The organism is Algicella marina, from assembly GCF_009931615.1.
Taxonomy (GTDB): Bacteria; Pseudomonadota; Alphaproteobacteria; order Rhodobacterales; family Rhodobacteraceae; genus Algicella; species Algicella marina.
In genome coordinates this window covers 1,671,562-1,690,652 of the sequence record NZ_CP046620.1, presented here as the reverse complement: position 1 = coordinate 1,690,652, position 19,091 = coordinate 1,671,562, and the positions used below count along the sequence as shown (strand labels likewise).

The 19,091-nt window shown below is 56.4% G+C and carries 23 protein-coding genes, 1 tRNA gene and 1 pseudogene; 21 read left to right on the top strand and 4 right to left on the bottom strand.

The genetic code is table 11. The features are described from left to right. Complete coding sequence (locus GO499_RS08445) at nt 1-2,730, bottom strand: class I SAM-dependent DNA methyltransferase (protein ID WP_161861793.1); 2,730 nt, start codon at nt 2,728-2,730, stop codon at nt 1-3. Between the two features lie 279 nt (nt 2,731-3,009). Between GO499_RS08445 and GO499_RS08440 the strand changes: the two genes are divergently transcribed. Both GO499_RS08440 and GO499_RS08435 read left to right on the top strand, forming a co-directional pair. Beyond that, nucleotides 3,010-3,510, top strand: coding sequence for an HD domain-containing protein (locus GO499_RS08440; protein WP_161861792.1), 501 nt, complete (start codon nt 3,010-3,012; stop codon nt 3,508-3,510). 1 nt (nt 3,511) lies between these two features. Then, nucleotides 3,512-3,850, top strand: coding sequence for a hypothetical protein (locus GO499_RS08435; RefSeq protein WP_161861791.1), 339 nt, complete (start codon nt 3,512-3,514; stop codon nt 3,848-3,850). Here the strand turns inward: GO499_RS08435 and GO499_RS08430 are convergent. Then, complete coding sequence (locus GO499_RS08430) at nt 3,832-4,449, bottom strand: tyrosine-type recombinase/integrase (protein ID WP_161861790.1); 618 nt, start codon at nt 4,447-4,449, stop codon at nt 3,832-3,834. The genes GO499_RS08435 and GO499_RS08430 overlap by 19 nt on opposite strands. A gap of 213 nt (nt 4,450-4,662) precedes the next feature. Between GO499_RS08430 and GO499_RS08425 the strand changes: the two genes are divergently transcribed. The 13 genes and pseudogenes from GO499_RS08425 to GO499_RS08365 form a co-directional block, all read left to right on the top strand. Continuing rightward, complete coding sequence (locus GO499_RS08425) at nt 4,663-5,400, top strand: hypothetical protein (RefSeq protein ID WP_161861789.1); 738 nt, start codon at nt 4,663-4,665, stop codon at nt 5,398-5,400. A 189-nt stretch (nt 5,401-5,589) separates the two neighbouring features. Continuing rightward, complete coding sequence (locus tag GO499_RS08420; RefSeq protein WP_161861788.1) at nt 5,590-6,414, top strand: hypothetical protein; 825 nt, start codon at nt 5,590-5,592, stop codon at nt 6,412-6,414. 22 nt (nt 6,415-6,436) lie between these two features. Beyond that, entirely contained in the window at nt 6,437-6,730 is a 294-nt protein-coding gene (locus GO499_RS08415) for a hypothetical protein (RefSeq protein ID WP_161861787.1), read from the top strand. 50 nt (nt 6,731-6,780) lie between these two features. Beyond that, nucleotides 6,781-7,272 (top strand): hypothetical protein, encoded by a 492-nt coding sequence (locus GO499_RS08410; RefSeq protein ID WP_161861786.1) that lies wholly within the window; start codon nt 6,781-6,783, stop codon nt 7,270-7,272. 95 nt (nt 7,273-7,367) lie between these two features. Next, nucleotides 7,368-8,069 carry a hypothetical protein gene (locus GO499_RS08405; RefSeq protein WP_161861785.1) on the top strand — a complete coding sequence of 234 codons (702 nt, stop codon included), beginning with the start codon at nt 7,368-7,370 and terminating at the stop codon, nt 8,067-8,069. Nucleotides 8,070-8,287: 218 nt separating this feature from the next. Then, complete coding sequence (locus tag GO499_RS08400) at nt 8,288-8,515, top strand: hypothetical protein (protein WP_161861784.1); 228 nt, start codon at nt 8,288-8,290, stop codon at nt 8,513-8,515. 146 nt (nt 8,516-8,661) lie between these two features. After that, nucleotides 8,662-8,913 carry a hypothetical protein gene (locus GO499_RS08395; protein WP_161861783.1) on the top strand — a complete coding sequence of 84 codons (252 nt, stop codon included), beginning with the start codon at nt 8,662-8,664 and terminating at the stop codon, nt 8,911-8,913. Nucleotides 8,914-9,006: 93 nt separating this feature from the next. Next, nucleotides 9,007-9,162 (top strand): hypothetical protein, encoded by a 156-nt coding sequence (locus tag GO499_RS08390; protein ID WP_161861782.1) that lies wholly within the window; start codon nt 9,007-9,009, stop codon nt 9,160-9,162. A gap of 1 nt (nt 9,163) precedes the next feature. Further along, nucleotides 9,164-10,768, top strand: a complete 1,605-nt coding sequence (locus GO499_RS08385) for a type IV secretory system conjugative DNA transfer family protein (protein WP_161861781.1) — start codon at nt 9,164-9,166, stop codon at nt 10,766-10,768. Nucleotides 10,769-10,771: 3 nt separating this feature from the next. Beyond that, entirely contained in the window at nt 10,772-11,245 is a 474-nt protein-coding gene (locus tag GO499_RS08380; protein ID WP_161861780.1) for a hypothetical protein, read from the top strand. 19 nt (nt 11,246-11,264) lie between these two features. Next, the gene (locus GO499_RS08375; RefSeq protein WP_161861779.1) at nt 11,265-11,663 is read left to right on the top strand and encodes a hypothetical protein; all 399 of its coding nucleotides are present in this window, start codon (nt 11,265-11,267) and stop codon (nt 11,661-11,663) included. A 129-nt stretch (nt 11,664-11,792) separates the two neighbouring features. Beyond that, nucleotides 11,793-12,113 carry a hypothetical protein gene (locus GO499_RS08370; protein WP_161861778.1) on the top strand — a complete coding sequence of 107 codons (321 nt, stop codon included), beginning with the start codon at nt 11,793-11,795 and terminating at the stop codon, nt 12,111-12,113. Continuing rightward, nucleotides 12,110-13,072 (top strand): annotated as a pseudogene (locus GO499_RS08365) (recombinase family protein); the annotation flags it as partial. The gene GO499_RS08370 and the pseudogene GO499_RS08365, both read left to right, overlap by 4 nt. Here the strand turns inward: GO499_RS08365 and GO499_RS19695 are convergent. Beyond that, on the bottom strand, nt 13,016-13,378 hold the full coding sequence (locus GO499_RS19695) for a hypothetical protein (RefSeq protein ID WP_284154936.1): 363 nt from the start codon (nt 13,376-13,378) through the stop codon (nt 13,016-13,018). The pseudogene GO499_RS08365 and the gene GO499_RS19695 overlap by 57 nt on opposite strands. A 235-nt stretch (nt 13,379-13,613) precedes the next feature. Beyond that, nucleotides 13,614-13,703: transfer RNA gene (locus GO499_RS08360), tRNA-Ser, on the bottom strand. 244 nt (nt 13,704-13,947) lie between these two features. On the opposite strand from GO499_RS08360, the gene GO499_RS08355 reads away from it, so the two are divergent. The 6 genes from GO499_RS08355 (at nt 13,948) to GO499_RS08330 (ending at nt 19,079) form a co-directional block, all read left to right on the top strand. Beyond that, nucleotides 13,948-14,655: a 50S ribosomal protein L21 gene (locus tag GO499_RS08355; protein WP_161861777.1), complete on the top strand. Its 708-nt coding sequence runs from the start codon at nt 13,948-13,950 to the stop codon at nt 14,653-14,655. Between the two features lie 12 nt (nt 14,656-14,667). Next, nucleotides 14,668-14,937, top strand: coding sequence for a 50S ribosomal protein L27 (rpmA, locus tag GO499_RS08350; RefSeq protein WP_161861776.1), 270 nt, complete (start codon nt 14,668-14,670; stop codon nt 14,935-14,937). Between the two features lie 119 nt (nt 14,938-15,056). Next, nucleotides 15,057-15,581, top strand: a complete 525-nt coding sequence (locus GO499_RS08345) for a GNAT family N-acetyltransferase (RefSeq protein WP_161861775.1) — start codon at nt 15,057-15,059, stop codon at nt 15,579-15,581. Between the two features lie 73 nt (nt 15,582-15,654). Next, nucleotides 15,655-16,686, top strand: a complete 1,032-nt coding sequence (obgE, locus tag GO499_RS08340; protein WP_161861774.1) for a GTPase ObgE — start codon at nt 15,655-15,657, stop codon at nt 16,684-16,686. Between the two features lie 11 nt (nt 16,687-16,697). Next, entirely contained in the window at nt 16,698-17,798 is a 1,101-nt protein-coding gene (gene proB, locus GO499_RS08335) for a glutamate 5-kinase (protein WP_161863880.1), read from the top strand. Nucleotides 17,799-17,813: 15 nt separating this feature from the next. Beyond that, nucleotides 17,814-19,079, top strand: coding sequence for a glutamate-5-semialdehyde dehydrogenase (locus tag GO499_RS08330; RefSeq protein WP_161863879.1), 1,266 nt, complete (start codon nt 17,814-17,816; stop codon nt 19,077-19,079). The last annotated feature ends 12 nt before the right edge of the window (nt 19,080-19,091 follow it).

The window sequence follows — 19,091 nt, the reverse complement described above, 5'->3', positions numbered from 1 at the left end:
TTAGGCGGCCTTAGTTTTCATTTTTGTGTATAATTCAAAGAGCTTTTCCAGCCGCTCGGTGTCGTTACGGAAGCGGCGACCGATATAGATGCGCTCCAAGGTCTCGTCGTTGCGGTCATGAGCGGCGCGCAGGTCAGCGGGCATCTTTTCGGGATCGTAGAGATCGGCGATGGTCGCGGGGAAATGCGCCTCACGGGCCAGAAGGATTTCTTCGGCGCAGCGAGTCAGGTCAGTCTTGTTTTTTTCGGTGAGGTTCGGGATTGGAAAATTGTTCCAAGTGAGTGTGTTGGAGTAGTTTAACCTAGTTTCCAACTTACCACTTGTCGTTTCGCACCAAGTATAGTGAATCTTAGAAGATATAATTGATAAATACCAAAGCTCTACATCGTAGACGCCAAAACACCGGTTCGAAACAACAGTTTCGTCTGTAGAAAAAATTGGCGTCAAGAAATCCCTTGCTTCAGAAGATACGCAAGGAAGGGCAATGAAATTGCCTTCACTCCTGCGGCGCTCGATAAATCGATGCGGCCGTAAAGCAAAATCTCTAGTTTGTTTCTTTTTGCTTTTTTCTCGGGTCTCGCGAACTACTTCCAAACGTGAATTGACTGGACCAATCTGTTTAGCCTTTTCGGCCTTATCATCGTCAATCCAAATGCACTTTCTCATCTTTCCAGATGTTATTTCATCGGAACCAACAAAATTCTTGATGAACTGCTCTCCATCAGGGGCAGCACCGATGATTTCCCTTGCCTCATCGAGGGTCAAAGTCAGGCCGCCCCCACACACTGGTTTGCTACCGTACATCATCGGCTGCATGTGGTTTAGAGGTTTTGTGGATGGTTTAACCCATACGTTTTCCATTGGAAGTAGGTAGGGTGAAATATTTGACGTTACTATCCGTTCTGATCCATCAAACAATAGCTTTTGAGAACATTGCTCCCGAGTCAAACCAACAATAACGACCGAAACACCGGCATTGCTCTTTGCTAGATTTTGCCACTTGAATGATCTGAAGGCGAATCTGAGAGCGCATCCATCACCGATTAATCCGCTCCACAATGGATCGACCTGCTCTCCCTGTGTGATTGAGTTCGTTGTTACGAAAGCAGCATCGCACAAAGTCAAGCGAGAGTAAGTAGCATATTTGTAAAGCCAGCCCGTTACGTAGTCCAATCCCCTGAATCTGGTCCCAAACTCTTCTTGCAGATCAAGAACTTCTTGTTTCTGTTCTGCGGTCTGGTTATTTGCCCAAATGTATGGCGGGTTCCCACAAATATAAGTTTCACCGCCTTCATTCTCGAAGTCGATTTCAGCTTGATCGACAGGCGACATGAACAAATCATCAGCATGGTGTTTCACGCCCGTGCCTGTAGGCGGGCAGATGCTCAGCCAATCAAGTCGCAAGGCGTTGCCACAAGTAATCCAGTTCATGGCATCAAGTGGAAGAAATTCCGCCAAAGCTTCTTTCTGTCCGCGGTATGTCACATCGCACTGATACTCAGCGATGATCAGCGCCAGCCGCGCGATCTCGGCAGGGAAGTCGCGCAGCTCGATTCCACGATAGTTGGTCAGCGGGATTTCCGTGCGCCGATCGGCTTCGTCGCGCCGTTCGTTAATCTCAGCCTCGATGGCACGCATTTCCTTGTAGGCGATGACAAGGAAGTTGCCCGATCCACAGGCAGGATCGAACACCCTGATCTTTGCAATGCGATTGCGTAGGTTCAAAAGCTTGCGAGGATTTTCGCCCGCTTCTTCCAGCTTCTCACGCAGATCATCGAGGAAGAGCGGATTGAGCACCTTCAGGATGTTCGGCACGGATGTATAGTGCATGCCAAGCGCGCCGCGCTCTTCATCATCCGCCACAGCCTGGATCATCGAGCCGAAGATATCAGGATTGATCTTCGTCCAATCGAGGCTGCCGATGTGGATCAGATAAGATCGCGCGATCCGGCTAAAGCGCGGCACGTCAGTGGTACCGGAAAAAAGTCCGCCGTTCACGTATGGGAAGGCATTCGCCCAGCGGGCAATACCTGCGGAAGTTCGATCCTCGGCCTTAGTATTCATGGCGCGGAAGAGCTCACTGATCACCTCATGGGTGTTCGAGGAATCCCGTTCGCTCATCTGTTCAATCGTTTTGGTGAACTGATCCGCACTGGCAAAGATGTCGGTGTCTTCCGCAAAGAAGCAGAAGATCAGCCGCGCCATGAAATGGTTCATGTCGTGGCGGCGTTCGGCGGTGCCCCATTCGGGGTTGTCTTTCAGAAGTTCGACGTAGAGGCGATTGAGGCGGCCCGTCGCCTTGATGTCGAATGAGCTTTCGCGGATTTGCTTGACTGTGCTTATACCCGCCAAGGGCAGGAAAAAGCCAAAGTGATCGGGAAAGTCTTTGAAGGCGCAGGCAATCGTTTCGCCTGTGGTGAGGTCTTCTGCCTCAAGGTCGGCACCATCCGTTGCAAGAACGAATTTGGCTTTGGCTTTGGTGGTTGAAGGACTGGCCTTCAACTCTGCCAAAGTTTGTGTGACATCGCCTTCGTCACAGACAGCAATATGGATGTTGTTGGTCTGAAGAACGCCACCAAGATCGGACTTGTTGGAAGCTCCGGTGCGAAGCCGCTTGAGCGTAGTAGCTTTGTTGCCGAACGCTTCGAGGAAAGCATACGAAAACTCCTGAACGTCAAAAGGCTGCTCAGCAAGTGCGGAAATGGCTTCTTCAATTTCGACGGCGTTCAAGGTTCAACGACTCCATAGCTATGGGTTGAACCTAGCAGCTAGCTTTGTTGTGTGCATCCATAGACATACAAAATCTAGCGGATATCCACACGGCAGCGGCAGTTTGCAAGGGGTTGCACAGGGGGCGGCACGCCCCCTTGCCGAGGACGGCTTTAGCCGCCCGCAGCCATGGCGGTGTCATACACCGCACATCTTGCGTGTAACGTAAGGTCGGAACGACAGCCCCTTTGTCATACATTTGGACATTCGGGAATCATGATACGATGTCAGTGAACAACGATGAAACACGAGCAGATGCCAACCATTGAAGAAACACAAGCCTGGGTACGTGAGTTGCACCACGGCCAGACCGACAAGGCGGGGCAACCGTATATCCATCATGTCTTGCGTGTGCATGAACGGTTGCTGAGCCTCTTCCCCGACGCATCCGTTGACGTGGAACATGCGGCCTTGCTCCATGACGCGATTGAAGATTGCGATGTGAATGCTGATAATCTGCGGCGGCGTGGGTATTCGGATGAGACGATCAGGATCGTTGAGGCCGTGACCAAGCGCGCTGACGGTGAACAGACCTATGCCGAGCGCATCGAACATCTTGCACGCATCGGCCCGTTGGGAGCGTTGCAGGTGAAGATTGCCGACTTATCGGACAACAGCGATCCTGCGCGTCTGGCATTGCTCCCCGACGATAAGTCGGCGTCGTTACGGCAGCGGTATCGAAAAGCGCTGGATCGTCTTCAAACAGCTCTTTCTGAATACTCAGAACATTCGGGCGTATAAGATGATCAAGATCACAGAGACAGAAGACGGGGATTTTGATCTCGACTGTACAATCGAAGAGTTCGATAGGATCAAAGTTTTAGTCTCGGCTGCCCGGAAGAATCATGCGGACATTTCTGAACTCAGAAACCTGCATCAACACGAGCTTACGGATTTGGAGGAAGAACTCGCGCAATTTCACGACGTGCCAGTACCTCTCGAACAGCGATATGCTTATCTACTTTCAGTGGTGATTGACGCAATGCGGCCTCGCATTGTCGGCGGCATGAGCGATGAGGATCGGCATAGCATCGTTCGTCAATTCGACGCGATTGATTGGCCTCAAAGCTCTAAGTCGTAAAGGTCGCGAATTTCATCATCCTGAATGCAAAGATAGTCGAGGGTCTGGGCCTGTGAGGCATGACCGTAGGCTGCCATAAGCAGAGGGATGGGCCGATCCATCTGGACGCGTTGATGATAGCCCCAAGTCTTGCGCATGGAATGCGTGCCGTAGTTGCCGTGCAGCCCGACCTCGGCGCACCAGGCCTTGATCATGGCGTTCACGCTGGAGACCTTGAGTGCTTTCTTCCCCGTGCGCGAGATGAAAAGTGGCGCATCACTCACAGGGTTTGGGTGCTCTGCCAGCCAGCCGACAATCGCGCGAATAACCGTCCCGTTCAGCGTTGTCGCTCGGTACTTCCCTGTCTTGCTCTGCTTGATTTCCAGCCTGTCACCTGCCTGTAGGTGTTCAACCTGATCAACGCTCAATGACAGGATTTCTCCTGCGCGGTAGGCCGTGTTGATCCCAAACGTGAACAGACACAGATCGCGCGGGTTGTCTGCAAGCAGGGTTTTGATTGCAGCAATCGCCTCCAGCGAACGGATCGGCTCGACCTTGATCGATGATCCCTTGGCAGGATGGTTGCGATTGCGTGAGGGGATGAGCGGATTTTTGGGCATGTTGCAAGCCATTGAACAGACTCGGATTTTTGCCGTCAATCCCAATACGATCTTTTTCAGATAAGTTAGGGTTGTATGGAAAATGGATCAAGGTCAAGCTCTTGGCGACCGGCGGCGATCACAATTTGCTACATCTTTGCGTGATATCCCGCAGCTAGCGCGGCTTCCCAACTCTTCTGAAAAAATTGTCCCTGAGTTGTGAGGAAACCCAAAATGTCATTGCGAACTTTTCTGTCTTCCACCGCCGCCTGCATCCTTATGTATGCACCGTTACACGCCGCGACGGTCACCCTGACGGTTAACGGCACAACCGGCGAATCGTACGGTTCGCTGGTGTACTCACCAGGTAGCGCATTTACTGCTGTCGCTGTCTTCGATGACAGCTATGGTGATACAAGCGCTGATCCCAATACAGGAGCGTTCTTCGATTTTGGGGCGGCAACAACGGCGCTTGTCTCGTTCGAACTGACAACCGAACTCGGAGCTGTGCTTTACGAGCCCGCCAGCGTGACGGGCACGGTACTCGCGCCTCAAGTCGGCCAAATCCAGACGCCAAGCCAGCAAACCGTCTCGGCACAATCCCACATAGGCGGCGGGCTGATTGGCAATGGCTGGACGGGCACTATGGGCGCACTGGCTCCAAGTTTCTTTACCTTAAGCATGAGCGCCACAGGGCTGGGCGATTATCTGTTTGATAATCCCAATTCACTCTTTTCCGGCGCAGCAAGCGGGCTTGATTCCGATTTCGATCTGTTTGCAGGCGCGATCACGCTGGCCGATAGCCGCTTCTTTGAGACCACAGAGCTGTTCTTCGGCGCGGGTGAGTTCACGATCACAGGCGGCGCGGGCGAACCGCCTGTCTCGGCGGTGCCTTTGCCTGCCTCCTTGCCGATGCTGGCTTTCGGGCTGCTTGGCCTTGGATGGGCCGCAACCCGCAAGCAGATCGTATAAAGGGAGAGAGGCGATGATGAAATCATGGGGTTTTGGGGCAGCGTTGGCCTTGGCGGGCGCTGCGGATATTCTCGTGCGCAACTGATGCAATAGTCCCGTCCCGTTCAACAACTTGATCACCGCCTCGAACCTTGTGAAGATCATTGGTTAGAAGCCAGACGGTAAATCCCAGATGAGAGAAATAATGACATGACGCTGCTCCGAGTTCTGGCCTGTTTTCTTGCCCTTATCCTACTGAGCAACTGTAAGGAGGTCGACTCCACCCCGGTCTTTGATGCCGGGCGGCTCACCTCTGCGGAACTCGACGCACTGGTCGGCACCTACCGTGAGGAGTCGGCGAATGACGCGACGATCCTCACGGTCCAGCGGGCAGATGCTGCGACGGACTTACTACGTTTCGAGTGGGGAAAAGAACGTGCACCCGGACAGGCTGTGGTCAGCAGGGTTGGCACCTCTGATATCTTTGTCGCACTCATCAACATAGAACCGCATGGCTTTGTAGCCTCAAATGCAGGCAACGCGATCATCCTGTTGAAGCGCAGCACGCCGAATCGGCTGGAAGTTCTCATCGGGGATTATTTGGACCCTCTCTATGACGGGATCGAAGCGATCACCGAACCTCATCTCGAAGAAGCCTTTATCCTGAGCTATATCGAGAACAATGTCGCCGTGTTGGAACGCCAGTCCGGCCCGGTCTATGCCAAGGTGGACGCTGCAAATACAGGGTCCGCACGAAGCACAATGCCCGCGTTTCTGGCGGGGCAAGGCTTCGCGCTTGAAGTGGAATGTCTTGAGCCCTTCACGGGCTGGCTGTCTTTGGAAAGCGGCATAGCTGTCGTCGCCAGTTCGATGGCCTTTCAAACCTCAGAAACGGCTGGGGAAGATCTGAACGCCTGCGCGAAGGCCAGCTCGTTGATGCTGCGCTTGAGTGGGTTTACTCAAAATATCCCGTTCAAATTCTACAGCCCCAACGGCGATATTTTACTGGAAGAAATGCTGGGTTCTGGCGATTAGGCGAGGTAGCGAAGGTCTGGGCATGGATAACTCACTTCACATCAAACAAATGGCGCGTTCTGTCGCACAGCGCGCCATTCCCAAACCCGTAAACGTCACGGACGAGGCAGCGCTACGGCTGATCGAATGCGCAATCAGCATTACCCTCTCTCAGGTGGTCGGATCACGCGAGCGGCTCGGCCATCTGCTTACACTGGCGCAGAGCCCTTTCGAGACAAACGGCGCGGAGCGTTTCCGGCAATTTGACTACAAGGATCAGGGTGCAATCCTGCACCGCGCCCGCAAAGCCGTCTCGCGCTTGCACCCCAATTCCTAGAGTGAGGCTTTGCGGAAATGTGTGAGCTCCCGAAAACACAAGCGCGCTACTTGCATGCAATTTCCCTCCAGAAAGGTGCAGCCAATATCGCAGCCAGACGGGTAACGCTGAGCAAACCGATCCTTGAGCGCATGAATGACGAAATCGAGACGCTGCTTGATGAATGCCTCACCGCCGATCCGTATCGGGACAGGACGCGCCCTTTGCAGGCAGCGGTAATGTTTGTCAGGCATTGCGTCTTCCGCAACCGGGACTTTCTGGAGCGCAATGCGCTTGTTCCTGTGGTGGAAACGCTGGTCAAAGCCACAGGGCGTCTGCGTGATGTTGCGGCACATTACGAGTTCATGGTGAAAGTGCCCAAAGCCGATGTTTCGTCAAATCCACCGCTTGGCCAACCGGTTGTTATTTCTATGCCCGACCGCCTGACGCCTTCGGTGCGCACGCGCGTCGAAGAGATGGCCGCGACGTTCAGCGCGATCATCCACCGCATGGCGGCGGAGAACGAAGCCCAACCCGCCGAGCCTGATGCCCGAAAGTCGTGAGGCGATCACGGTCAAGCTGAAAGCAGCCCGGCATTGTGAGTTTGGAGGATTCTGCTTATACGACTATTGAGCCAATAGAGCCATGGGAGTTGAGCATGAGCCAAGTATATCTACCAAGCAGCATGTTCCCCAAGGATGTGCATTCCCGCTATGAACGAGCGGTAAAGCTACACCTGTCCATAATAAAAATGGATGCGAACCATAAATCTGTCGATATTGTAATACTTCGGCGGCATGCAGATCAATTGGATGGCCTACTGCGTGCCTGCTTGGACTCAGAACAGTACCAAAACGCTTCAAAAAATTTGCAAAAATCTGCACAAAATGCTACACAACAGATTGATATTGCGCGAGAAAATTTGGAGCGCAAAGCGATTATTCCCGTCATTGCAGCATTGGTAAGAGCCGCAAATACGGCGCGTGACATAACCGCTTTTTTTGAATTTGAGAACGAAGAGAAAGCCAAAGGTATTTCTGAGGACGGACCAAGAAGAACAAGAAGAACTCCAGGGGAGTCAACTAAGCCAAAGCAAGTGAACTTCCCGGTCAGCATGGCGGACGACATGAAGGCTGCGGCTGGAGCACGGAACGAGTCGCTAAGCAAATGGATCGTTGATGCGTGTGCAGAACGGCTTCGAAGCGAAGGTGGGCCTTCGCCAGTTATGATCCCACTACCTGCTGATGTGTCAGACAGCTTACGCGAACGCATTGAGGACATGGCTGATGCATTCAGCAAGGTCGTTGCCGAGTTGCATATCGTAGATGCATCAAGGAATGACGACGAACCCGCACCATAAAATGGCACTATTGACATATTAGTGCCATGCGTTGTAGCTCTTAAATGTGAGCTGGGACAACCGATTCCGCGTACCTCTCACAAAGCAAAAGAGCCGCGCTTTCGCACGGCCCTTTCCAAAGACCGACACCCTGTCGGGCATCGGGGTGACGCTTAACTTGGCGGTCAGCGTCACTCCAGAACTAGCGCCTCCGTGCGCTCTTGTCACTGGAGAATATGATGACAGATCAAACGAACATTCCTCACAACACTGACCAACTTACTGTTGGCGACAAGCCCGCACGCAAGCTGGAACACCGCGCCATCGCTGTTGGCGTTGCGGTTCTGACGGCTCTGGCAACGCTTGACCTTGTCCAGGAAGAGAATGCAGGCGCAGCCGTTATAGGCGCGGTGCTAGCCATGAGTTTGCTCTGGTACGCGCTTGGCGGGCTGATGCGGCGCAGCTAAGCCGCTCAGCTTTTTCATCCCTGATCCACAACTTTGCGCATGGGGGCACGCTCTCGTGCGCCGATCCCGCACATCTTTTTTCAGGAGCAGCGCCCATGCAATCCCCTCCACAGAATAAGTACGACCAAGCCTCCCAAAATGTCTTCATGTCGAGCGTCGTTGCGCTCGCTAATGTGCTGGCGCTTGTGGTGGCGTTCTTTGCCACGCCCATCGCCTATGCCTACAGCCTGCCACATGTGCAGGCGTTCTCTGCGCGCTACTACGCGGACGGCTTTGAAGAACCCGTGGCTTTTGTCTGGTGGGCTGTGTGCGGCCTGACGATTTTCTTCGGAGCGCGGGCTTCGCTCTCCACGGGTCTGATCATGGCGGCGATGACCTTCATCGCACGCTTTGCCTGATTTCCATCTCACAACAGGAGTTTATTTATGTTCGGCAATAAACAACAAAATCCCGGCTTTACCGTGCAACCAATCCAGAGCCAGGAAAGCCAAGTGTCTGCATGGCAGATCGTGTTGGTGATCTTTGCAGGGCTCTGGCTGATCAGCGCCTTTTCGGGTGAAGGCCGTGACGGCGCGGCGGCGTGCAACGGCATAATGCTTGATGGGCACTGCGCGCCTGCGCCAAGCCTGCCGCCAGAGACCCGGTGATATGACTGTGCATGATGATCATACGCGCTTTGGATCGGCCCGTTTTGCAACCCGCGCAGAGATTGCCCGCGCGGGGATGTTTCGGCAAAGACCCGAAAGCCTGTTTTGCGGCTATATCGATGGCAAGCCGCTCTGGTATAGCGGCGCAGCGGGCGCACTTATTCAGGCGGGCGCGCGAAGCGGCAAGCTCACACAATTCTTGGGGCCAAACCTGTTTCACGGCGTTCTGCCCAAGACCTCGATCATCATGCTTGATATCAAGGGCGAAGGCGCGGCGATCAGTCAGAACCAGACCCCTGATCGCAAATATTGTATCTATTGGAACCCCACAGCGATGCACGGCCTTGCGCAGCACCGCATCAATCCTGTGGGATTTTTAAACAAGAACAACCCTTCATTGGTAGCCGATGCGCAAAGCCTCGCAGAAAATCTCTGCCCGCGTTCTGACAGCCCGCAAGGGGCGTATTTTGAGCTGCGGGCGCAAAGCTATCTGAGCGCGATCATCCTTGCGCTGGTGGCCAAGAATGACGTGCTGACCTTGCCTGATCTCTACCGCGCGGTCTCGCTGATCCCCGGCGGCGGGGAATCTTGGCTTGATGTGGCCTATGACATGCATTCATCGGGTTTTGATCTGGCCTACCATGTAGAAGAAGAGATTGCCGCCAGCCGCGATGATACCAGCGGCGGCTTCAAGGGCATTATCGGTGAAATGCTCAAGGCGCTTTCGGCGCTGGCCGATCCGCAGTTGCAAGCGGCTTTATCTCCGCCCTTTGATCTGAGCTTCGATCAGCTTTGCGACGGGGCGCAGCGCTATCAGGTCTATTTCATGCCACCCGCTCAAAGCGTGCAGAACTGGGCACCGATCCTGCGCAGTTTCTTTGTCGGGGCGATGATCGAAAAAGCCCGCCGCCCCGATGCCCCGCGTCAGGTCTGGATCATCGATGAGGCCGGACAGATCGGAGCCTTCCCGCTCCTGATCAAGCTCTTCACCCTTGGCGCGGGTCTGGGCATCACACCTGTTGCGGTGTTTCAATCCTCAGAGCAGATGAACGGGCTCGGTGCGAACGGACGCGCCATCCTGACCTCCAGCGCGGGACTGCAAATCAGCTTCGCGGCGCGCGATATCGAAGATGCCGCGCGGCTGTCCAAGATGCTTGGCGTGCAGACCCTGTCTTATGATAACCGCCTCAAACAAAGCGAAGCCGATGTTGTGCGGCGCGAGTTGATGAACGGCATGATCGAAGGGGCCGATCCCTTTGCCATGAGCGCGCGGCTTAATCACTTGCGCAGCGCCTCCATTCATCAGGCCAAGGAACGCAGGCCGCTCTATACGCCCGATGAGGTGTTGAATGCGCCGGAGCGTGAAGCCTTCATGTTTGTCGATGGGGTGCAATATCCGGTGAAGGTCGAGCGGCGGCACTATTTTGATCACCGCCTGTGGGCGGGGCGCTATCACCCGAACCCGTTTCATCCGCCATCGGGCAAAGTGCGCGTGCAAACGCGGCTCGGCAAAAGATGGCGGCGCGTAATCGCGCAGCGCGTCCCAAAGCGCTTTGCCCATTACCCGCAATATCAGAGCGGCCTGTGGAGCCGCATCGGAAGGTAGGCCATGAGCGAGACAAAGAGCGGATCAGGCGGGGGTTACAATCACGGCCCCGGATCATTCGCCCATAACAATGCAGATCGCCTGCCCGGAAAAAGCCCGCCACAGGTAAATGTGCCCGATGTGCGCAGTAATTTCTCGCAAACGCGCGATCCCGCCACGCAGGCGCAACATGCCGATCTGGGCAAGACAGAGGCAGAGCGCAGAGCGGCGTTTTCGCAGCCGCAAATGAACCGCGCGGCCTTTATGGCGCAGCGCAGACCGCACCAGCCCATGCCCGAGCTGACCATGAACGCGCCACTGCCATACCGCCAGCGGATCGATTGGGCCAAGCACACAGAATTGCAGCGCAAAGAACATGCGGCGGCTCTTGGGGATCAGCCCCGCGCGCCGCAAGCAAGGCCGATGAGCAAAGACCAATTCCTTGCGCAGCGTTTCGACGACGCAGCGCAAGGCCAGAGCCAAACCAAAAGCCGATAACCCCAAAGAAAGGACGACCATGAAAGAAAGCGGACACATCCACACAGAAGCGCGAGACGATCAGACGCAGGAGAGCAACAAGCCTGTCGAGACCTTGCGTGACGGCAACCTCAAGGCGTCGATCTGGCGCAATGACAGCGAGAACGGCCCAAGCTACTCCACCACTTTCGCCCGTACATGGCGTGATGATCAGGGGCGTTTTCATGACAGCCAGAGCTATGCGGGCACAGACATGCTGCGTCTCGGTGAGCTGTCACGCGCTGCATACCATCGTACCAACGAGCTGCGCCGTGAACATGCTCAGGAGCACGCACAAGAACAGCCCCGAGATCAAAGCCGCGAGACGCAAAGCAGAATGGAGTTTCGCAAGAGCCGTGGCGGTGCGAGCGCCGATAAGGGCCGAGAACACACACGCTAATCCTATGTAAAATAGGAATATTTTCTTGCAAAGAACATGTGGAAACGGTAGTTTGTTCCACTTATGTTCTTTTGAGAAAGGATTTGAACATATGACCCAAACATAAACGCCCAAGAGAAAGCCAAAGACGTGAACACAAAACAAGGACCTGAAACACCAAACACACAAATCACCACCATAAGCGGCAAGCCAATGACGCTCGATGTCGATCTGATGGCATTTGCCCATCATCTGGACGGCTGCGATTTAAGCGACGATGAGAAGCAGGAATATCTCGGGATATTCTGGAACCTCGTCATGGCATTTGTTGATCTCGGCTATGGGCTCAGCGCCACGCAAATGGCTTGTGGGCATCTCAGCAAAAGTTTCGAAAAAGAAGGCGTTTTGCCCTCCGATTCGCTACAATCAGAGCCATCACAAGACCGCGCTGAGGAAGGAGCCCGCCCATGAGTCAGAACGCCATTATCTATTGCCGTGTATCCTCGGTGGCGCAGGTCGAAGAAGGCCACGGGCTGGAAAGTCAGGAGACGCGCTGCCGCGAATATGCCACCCGCAAGAACTATTGCGTCATCGAGTCTTTTTATGAACGCGCCGTCTCGGGCGGGGTGGCAGACAGGCCATCCTTCAACGCGATGCTCGGCTTTATCAAAGCGCAGAGTGAACCCGTGGTCGTCGTCATTGACGATATCAGCCGCCTTGCACGCGACATTGAAAGCCATTGGGCGCTCAGGCGCACGCTCAAGGACATGGGCGGGACGCTGGAAAGCCCATCCGTGACCTTTGGTGAGGATTCGGACTCCATCCTTGTTGAGAACCTGCTGGCCTCAGTCTCCCAGCATCAACGCCAGAAGAACGGCGAGCAAACCAAAAACCGCATGCGCGCCCGCGTCATGAACGGCTATTGGGTAAGCCATGCGCCTGTGGGCTTCAAATATGAGCGGGTAAAACCGCACGGCAAGCTGTTGGTACGCGATGAGCCGCTGGCTTCAATCGTGCAGGAAGCCCTCGAAGGCTATGCTTGCGGACGCTTCGAGACACAGGCCGAAGTGAAACGCTATCTGGAAAGCCAGCCCGACTTCCCCAAAACCCGCCACGGGCATGTGACCAATGAGACGGTCAACCGCATCCTGAACAGGCCGCATTATGCAGGCTATATCGAGTTCCCAAGCTGGGATGTGTCCTTGCGCAAAGGTCATCATGAAGGGCTGATCAGCTTCAAGACCTATCAGGCAATTCAAGACCGTCTGAACGAAAAACCTAAAGCCGCAGCGCGGCCTGATCTGAACCAGGACTTCCCGCTGCGTGGCTTTATTACATGTAATGACTGTGACAGCCCGCTCACAGCCTGCTGGTCAAAAAGCAAGACGGGCAAGCAACATCCGTACTATCTGTGCTTCACCAAGGGCTGCGAGAGCAAAGGCAAGTCGATCCGCCGCGATGCGCTTGAAGGCGAGTTTGAAGAGCTCCTGCAAGAGCTGGAGCCCTCCGAGACGGCATACGGCCTGATCCGCGATATGTTCAAGGTCGCTTGGGAGATGCGCGGCAAACAGGTGAAGGACGCCGCCAAGGCCATGAACCGCAAGCTGGGTGAGTTGGAAACCCAGATTGCCGCTTTGTTGGACCGGATCGTAGACGCGTCCAGCCCGCGTGTGATCTCGGCCTATGAGGCCAAAATCGATGCGCTTGAAAAAGAACGGCTGGTGATGAAGGAACAACTCGGCTCAACAGTCAAACCGCAGCGCCCCTTCGAGGAAATGTTCGAACTCGCCTGTCAGTTTCTCGCAAGCCCTTGTAAAATATGGCAAACAGGCCATCTGGCGATGCGCCGCGTGGTGCTGAAACTGGCCTTTGAAGAACGTGTGGCCTACTGCCGAAATGAAGGACTTCGAACCCCAAAAACCACATTACCTTTCAATGTGTTAGGGCGAATCTGTGCATCTGAGGGGGTAATGGCGGAGAGACAGGGATTCGAACCCTGGGTAGGCTTGCGCCCACAACGGTTTTCGAGACCGCCCCGTTCGACCACTCCGGCACCTCTCCACGGGCTGCTTGTTGCAGTGGCGGTTGTTTAGGCACAGCTCTCGGCGGAAACAAGAGCAAAATGCTCCCGGCGGGCCTTGACAGGCTGACCCTCTGCAATCATAAGGCAGCTTCCGAACCGGCCCTTTGGCCGGGGCGGTGTAATGCAATTACCCGGACAAGGGTACGCAGTTCGAGGCGCGGGGCTGGCCCGCGAAACGCCGCCTAGCGGGGCCGCAGGACGCGACGGAAACAGAGGTGGCGGATGTTCGCTGTACTGAAGACTGGTGGCAAGCAGTATAAAGTTGCCAAGGACGATACGTTCCGCGTCGAGAAACTTGCCGCAGAGGCGGGTGAGACGATCCAGTTCAACGAAGTGATGATGCTGGGTGGTGATACGGTCACCGTTGGCGCGCCGCTGGTTGAAGGTGCTGCCGTTCAGGCGGAAGTTCTGGACCAGATCCGCGGACCGAAGACGATCAGCTTCAAGAAGCGTCGCCGGAAGCATTCCTCGCAGCGCAAGAAGGGACATCGTCAGTCCCTGACCGTTGTTCGCGTGACTGATATTCTGGCCTCCGGCGGTGATAAGTCCGGCGTGAAGGCAGCAATCGGCGCCGGGTCCGTTGCCGGTGTTGTCGCCACTGCCGCGGCTGCGCCCAAGAAGGCAAAGGCCGCGCCGAAGAAGGAAGAGCCGAAGGCGAAAGCAGAGGCCGAGGCACCTGCGGGCGCCCAGCCTCAGAACCTGCTGACGGAAGCCAAGGGCAAGGCAGATGATCTGAAAAAGATCTCCGGTGTCGGACCGAAGCTGGAGGGCACGCTGAACGAGATCGGTGTCTATCACTTCTGGCAGATCGCTGAATGGGGTCCGGAAGAGATCGCCTATATGGACGACCGGCTGTCCTTCAAGGGGCGGATCGAACGCGACAACTGGATTGCGCAGGCGAAGGAATTCTCCGCCGCAGCAGACGAATAAGGAGAGAGACCAATGGCACATAAAAAAGCAGGCGGTTCATCCCGAAACGGTCGCGACAGTGACGGCCGCCGCCTTGGCGTGAAGAAATTCGGTGGCGAAGCGGTCATTCCGGGCAACATCATCGTGCGTCAGCGCGGCACGAAATGGTGGCCGGGCCAGAACGTCGGCATGGGCCGTGATCACACGATCTTCGCCACGAGCGAAGGCCAGGTGACGTTTCACAAAGGCATGAAGGGCCGTACCTTCATTTCCGTCCTGCCAGTGGCGGAGGCAGCCGAGTAGGCCGCAGCCCGATCCAGAAAATGGGGGCCCGGTCTGAAAGGACCGGGCCCTTTTCGTTTCCGGAGAACGCCGGAGACGGGTACAGCCCGACACGGGCAATTGCACAAGGAGGCTGAGCGATGACTGAGCCTGTACTGACCAAGGTACCGATACTTCGGACGGAACGGCTGTTGCTGCGCCCGCTGGAAGCGCGCGATGCCGGTCATCTGGAACTCTATGCCGGTGACAGGCGTGTGGCCCGGATGACGACTTCCATTCCGCATCCCTATCCGCCGGGAGGCGGGGCCTCGTTCATCGCGCGTATCGCAGACCCGGAAGAATATCACTGGGCTATCGTGCAGGAAGCTTCCAGTGCCGGAGAATTGCTGGGTGTCATTACCCTGCGACCCGATGGCGAACTTGGCTACTGGATCGGTGCGCCGTTCTGGAACACCGGCTTTGCCACAGAAGCGGTGGAGGCCGTGGTGTCATTCGGGCATTCGATCGGCCATAAGCTGCTGAATGCGAGCGTCTTTCAGGATAACGCGGCCTCTGCAAAAGTGTTGACGAAAGCCGGTTTCAACTACCTTGGAGAAGCCGAAGCCTATTCGATCGCCCGTGGGGCAAAGGTCGATCTCTGGACATATACCCGCAAGGCACCATGATCCGGTGCCGCGGCCGCTTGAGGCGGTGGCGGCAATGAAGTATCGCAGACCAGCACGCTTTCGGGACAGTTCCATGAAATTCCTCGACCTAGCCAAAGTCTACATCCGTTCCGGTTCCGGTGGCGGCGGATCGGTGAGTTTTCGCCGTGAGAAGTTCATCGAATACGGAGGTCCGGATGGCGGAGATGGTGGAAACGGAGGCAATGTCTGGGCTGAAGCCGTGGACGGCCTCAATACGCTGATCGACTATCGTTATCAGCAGCATTTCTTTGCAGAGAACGGTCAGGGTGGGCGCGGGCAGGGGCGTACCGGTCGTAGCGGTGAAGACAAGGTGCTGAAAGTGCCGGTGGGCACGGAGATTCTCGATGAGGACGAAGAGACGGTGCTGGCCGACCTGACTGAGGTGGGGCAGAAGGTGCTGATCGCCAAGGGCGGCAATGGTGGCTGGGGCAACCTTCGGTTCAAGTCTTCCACCAACCAAGCGCCGCGCAGTGCCAACTCCGGCCAGGAGGGGGTGGAGCGGACGATCTGGCTTCGGTTGAAACTTATTGCCGACGCTGGATTGCTCGGACTGCCGAACGCGGGAAAATCGACATTTCTGGCCGCGACATCGAACGCAAGACCCAAGATCGCAGATTATCCGTTCACGACGCTTCATCCCAATCTGGGGGTGGTTGGGATTGATGGGCGGGAATTTGTCATCGCCGATATTCCGGGCCTTATCGAGGGTGCCCATGAAGGACGCGGGATTGGTGACAGGTTTCTCGGTCATGTAGAGCGGTGCTCGGTCCTGCTGCACCTTGTGGACGGAACTTCGGAGACGATTGCCGAGGATTACCGAACCATTCTCGATGAACTGGCGGCCTACAGCCCCGAATTGGCCGAGAAACCGCGTGTCACTGCCTTGAGCAAGGCCGACGCGTTGGATTCGGAAGCGCTGGAGGGGGCGATGGATGTTCTGACAAAAGCGTCTGATGGCAGGGTGCTGCCATTGTCGAGCGTAAGTGGCGATGGCGTCAGGGAGGTCTTGCGGGAGTTGCGGCGCGAGATCATGGGTGATTCAGGTTCGGAGGATGAGGCGGAGGACGGGACGTGGATGCCCTGAATTCGACGGAGATCCTTTCTCAGGCTCGGCGGATCGTCATAAAGGTGGGTTCTGCGCTTCTGGTGGACCAGACAACCGGCAACCTGCGCCGGGACTGGTTGGCCGGCCTCGTCGCCGATGTCGCGGCGCTGCGTAGTAGCGGCAAGGACGTGCTGCTGGTTTCCTCTGGTTCCATTGCGCTCGGCCGGCGGCAACTGGGTTTGCCAGCAGGTGCGCTGGCGCTGGAGCAAAGCCAGGCGGCGGCTGCGGTCGGCCAGATCCAGCTCGCGCATTCATATTCAGAGGGTCTGGCCTCACATGGTATCCGGGCGGCGCAGGTGCTGGTGACCCTAGAGGACAGCGAGAACCGGCGGCGATACCTCAACTCCCGTGCAACACTTGCCACACTGCTGGATCTGGGAGCTGTGCCGGTGGTGAACGAGAACGACACCGTGGCGACTGATGAAATCCGCTATGGTGACAATGACAGGCTTGCGGCGCAGGTGAGCGTACTGTCTGGCGCCGATGTCCTGATATTGTTATCCGACGTGGATGGCCTCTACACGGCCGATCCGCGCAAGAATACGGCTGCCACCCATATTCCATTCGTGACGAAGCTGACACACGACATCATGGCGAGTGCGGGCGGAGCGGCCAGTGAAACATCGCGTGGTGGGATGAAGACAAAGTTGCTGGCAGCGGAAATGGCACTGCAGGCAGGGTGCAGCATGGTGATTACCAAAGGTGATGTGATCCAGCCGCTGAGCGCGCTTGCGAACGGAGCGAAGGCGACATGGTTCCGATCAGATCAGTCTCCGAAGGCAGCACGGAAGCAGTGGATCGCCGCGATGAAGGCACGCGGGGAAATACGTGTGGACGATGGAGCCGTTGCTGCGCTCGGTCGGGGCAAATCGCTGCTGGTTGCAGGAGTTACCGGTGTGACCGGTGATTTCATGCGTGGTGACCCTGTGGAGATCACTGGACCTGCGGGGCAAGTGCTGGCGCGGGGGCTTGCAGGCTATGATGCCGTTGAAGCAAGGTTGATCCAGGGCTGCAAGTCGAGTGAGATCGAGGCGCGCCTCGGCCATCCGGGCCGGGCGGCGCTCGTTCACCGGGACGATATGGTGATTTAGGGGGGAAAAATGGCTATGGACGGCACGGATTTGAACGTCGCGGAGATCATGCGTGAAATAGGGGAGGCTGCGCGGGCGGCCTCACGCAAACTCGCGGTCGCGACGTCGCAGCAGAAGAACGCCGCGCTGCGCAACGCGGGCGGCGCGATCCGCTCCCGCAGTGCAGACATCCTCGCCGCCAACGCCGAGGATATGGCTGCGGCGGAGGCTAAAGGTCTGACACCGGCAATGCTCGACCGCCTGAAACTGACGCAAGACCGTCTGGACGGAATCGTCGATAGTCTCAACTCAATCGCCGGTCAGGACGACCCGGTGGGTGCGCTACTCGAAGAGTGGGATCAGCCTTCCGGACTGCATATCCGCAAAGTGGCCACCCCACTTGGTGTTGTGGGCGTGATTTTCGAGAGCCGTCCCAACGTAACGGTGGACGCCGGCGCTCTGTGCCTGAAAGCGGGCAATGCAGCGATCCTGCGCGGCGGATCCGAGAGTTTTCACTCCGCACGAGCCCTCCATGAGTGTCTGATGGAAGGCCTGCGGACAGCCGGATTAACGGAAGCCGCAATTCAGTTGGTGCCGACCCGCGACCGGGCGGCGGTTGGCGAAATGCTGACGATGAGCCGCTACATCGATGTGATTGTGCCACGTGGTGGGAAGGGCCTGGTAGCCAAGGTGCAGGCCGATGCGCGCGTGCCGGTATTCGCGCATCTGGAAGGTATCGTACATATCTACGTGGATGCCGAGGCTGATACGGAGACAGCGCGCAAGGTGATCCTCAATGCCAAGACTCGTCGCACCGGAATCTGTGGGGCGGTGGAATGTATTCTCATAGATCGTTCGTATTACGCGCAGCATGGAGTGCCGTTTCTGGCCGATCTCGCGGCGGCAGGCGTGGAAGTGCGAGCCGGAGAGGGGATCGACCTGGCTGGTGCCGTGCCCGCGACCGAGGCTGATTGGGGGCGAGAATATCTCGACATGATTGTTGCGGCAAAACTGGTCGATGGGCTGGATGGCGCGATTGAGCATATCTCTCGCTATGGGTCCAACCATACGGATTGCATTCTGACGGAGGACGATGCGGCTGCAGCACGCTTCTTCGCGGAACTCGACAGCGCCATTCTTATGCGCAATGCCTCGACGCAGTTTGCGGATGGTGGAGAGTTCGGGATGGGGGCGGAGATCGGTATTGCCACTGGCAAGATGCATGCGCGCGGGCCAGTCGGCGCTCGTCAATTGACAAGTTTCAAATATCTGGTCGAGGGTAACGGCTCGCTTCGCCCCTGAAGGGCGCGGCGG

Coding starts and splice junctions, on each gene's coding strand:
- GO499_RS08440 (WP_161861792.1), top strand. CDS start 3,010: ATGAAACACGAGCAGATGCCAACCATTGAAGAAACACAAGCCTGGGTA.
- GO499_RS08435 (WP_161861791.1), top strand. CDS start 3,512: ATGATCAAGATCACAGAGACAGAAGACGGGGATTTTGATCTCGACTGT.
- GO499_RS08430 (WP_161861790.1), bottom strand. CDS start 4,449: ATGCCCAAAAATCCGCTCATCCCCTCACGCAATCGCAACCATCCTGCC.
- GO499_RS08425 (WP_161861789.1), top strand. CDS start 4,663: ATGTCATTGCGAACTTTTCTGTCTTCCACCGCCGCCTGCATCCTTATG.
- GO499_RS08420 (WP_161861788.1), top strand. CDS start 5,590: ATGACGCTGCTCCGAGTTCTGGCCTGTTTTCTTGCCCTTATCCTACTG.
- GO499_RS08415 (WP_161861787.1), top strand. CDS start 6,437: ATGGATAACTCACTTCACATCAAACAAATGGCGCGTTCTGTCGCACAG.
- GO499_RS08405 (WP_161861785.1), top strand. CDS start 7,368: ATGAGCCAAGTATATCTACCAAGCAGCATGTTCCCCAAGGATGTGCAT.
- GO499_RS08400 (WP_161861784.1), top strand. CDS start 8,288: ATGACAGATCAAACGAACATTCCTCACAACACTGACCAACTTACTGTT.
- GO499_RS08395 (WP_161861783.1), top strand. CDS start 8,662: ATGTCGAGCGTCGTTGCGCTCGCTAATGTGCTGGCGCTTGTGGTGGCG.
- GO499_RS08385 (WP_161861781.1), top strand. CDS start 9,164: ATGACTGTGCATGATGATCATACGCGCTTTGGATCGGCCCGTTTTGCA.
- GO499_RS08380 (WP_161861780.1), top strand. CDS start 10,772: ATGAGCGAGACAAAGAGCGGATCAGGCGGGGGTTACAATCACGGCCCC.
- GO499_RS08375 (WP_161861779.1), top strand. CDS start 11,265: ATGAAAGAAAGCGGACACATCCACACAGAAGCGCGAGACGATCAGACG.
- GO499_RS08355 (WP_161861777.1), top strand. CDS start 13,948: ATGTTCGCTGTACTGAAGACTGGTGGCAAGCAGTATAAAGTTGCCAAG.
- rpmA (WP_161861776.1), top strand. CDS start 14,668: ATGGCACATAAAAAAGCAGGCGGTTCATCCCGAAACGGTCGCGACAGT.
- GO499_RS08345 (WP_161861775.1), top strand. CDS start 15,057: ATGACTGAGCCTGTACTGACCAAGGTACCGATACTTCGGACGGAACGG.
- obgE (WP_161861774.1), top strand. CDS start 15,655: ATGAAATTCCTCGACCTAGCCAAAGTCTACATCCGTTCCGGTTCCGGT.
- GO499_RS08330 (WP_161863879.1), top strand. CDS start 17,814: ATGGACGGCACGGATTTGAACGTCGCGGAGATCATGCGTGAAATAGGG.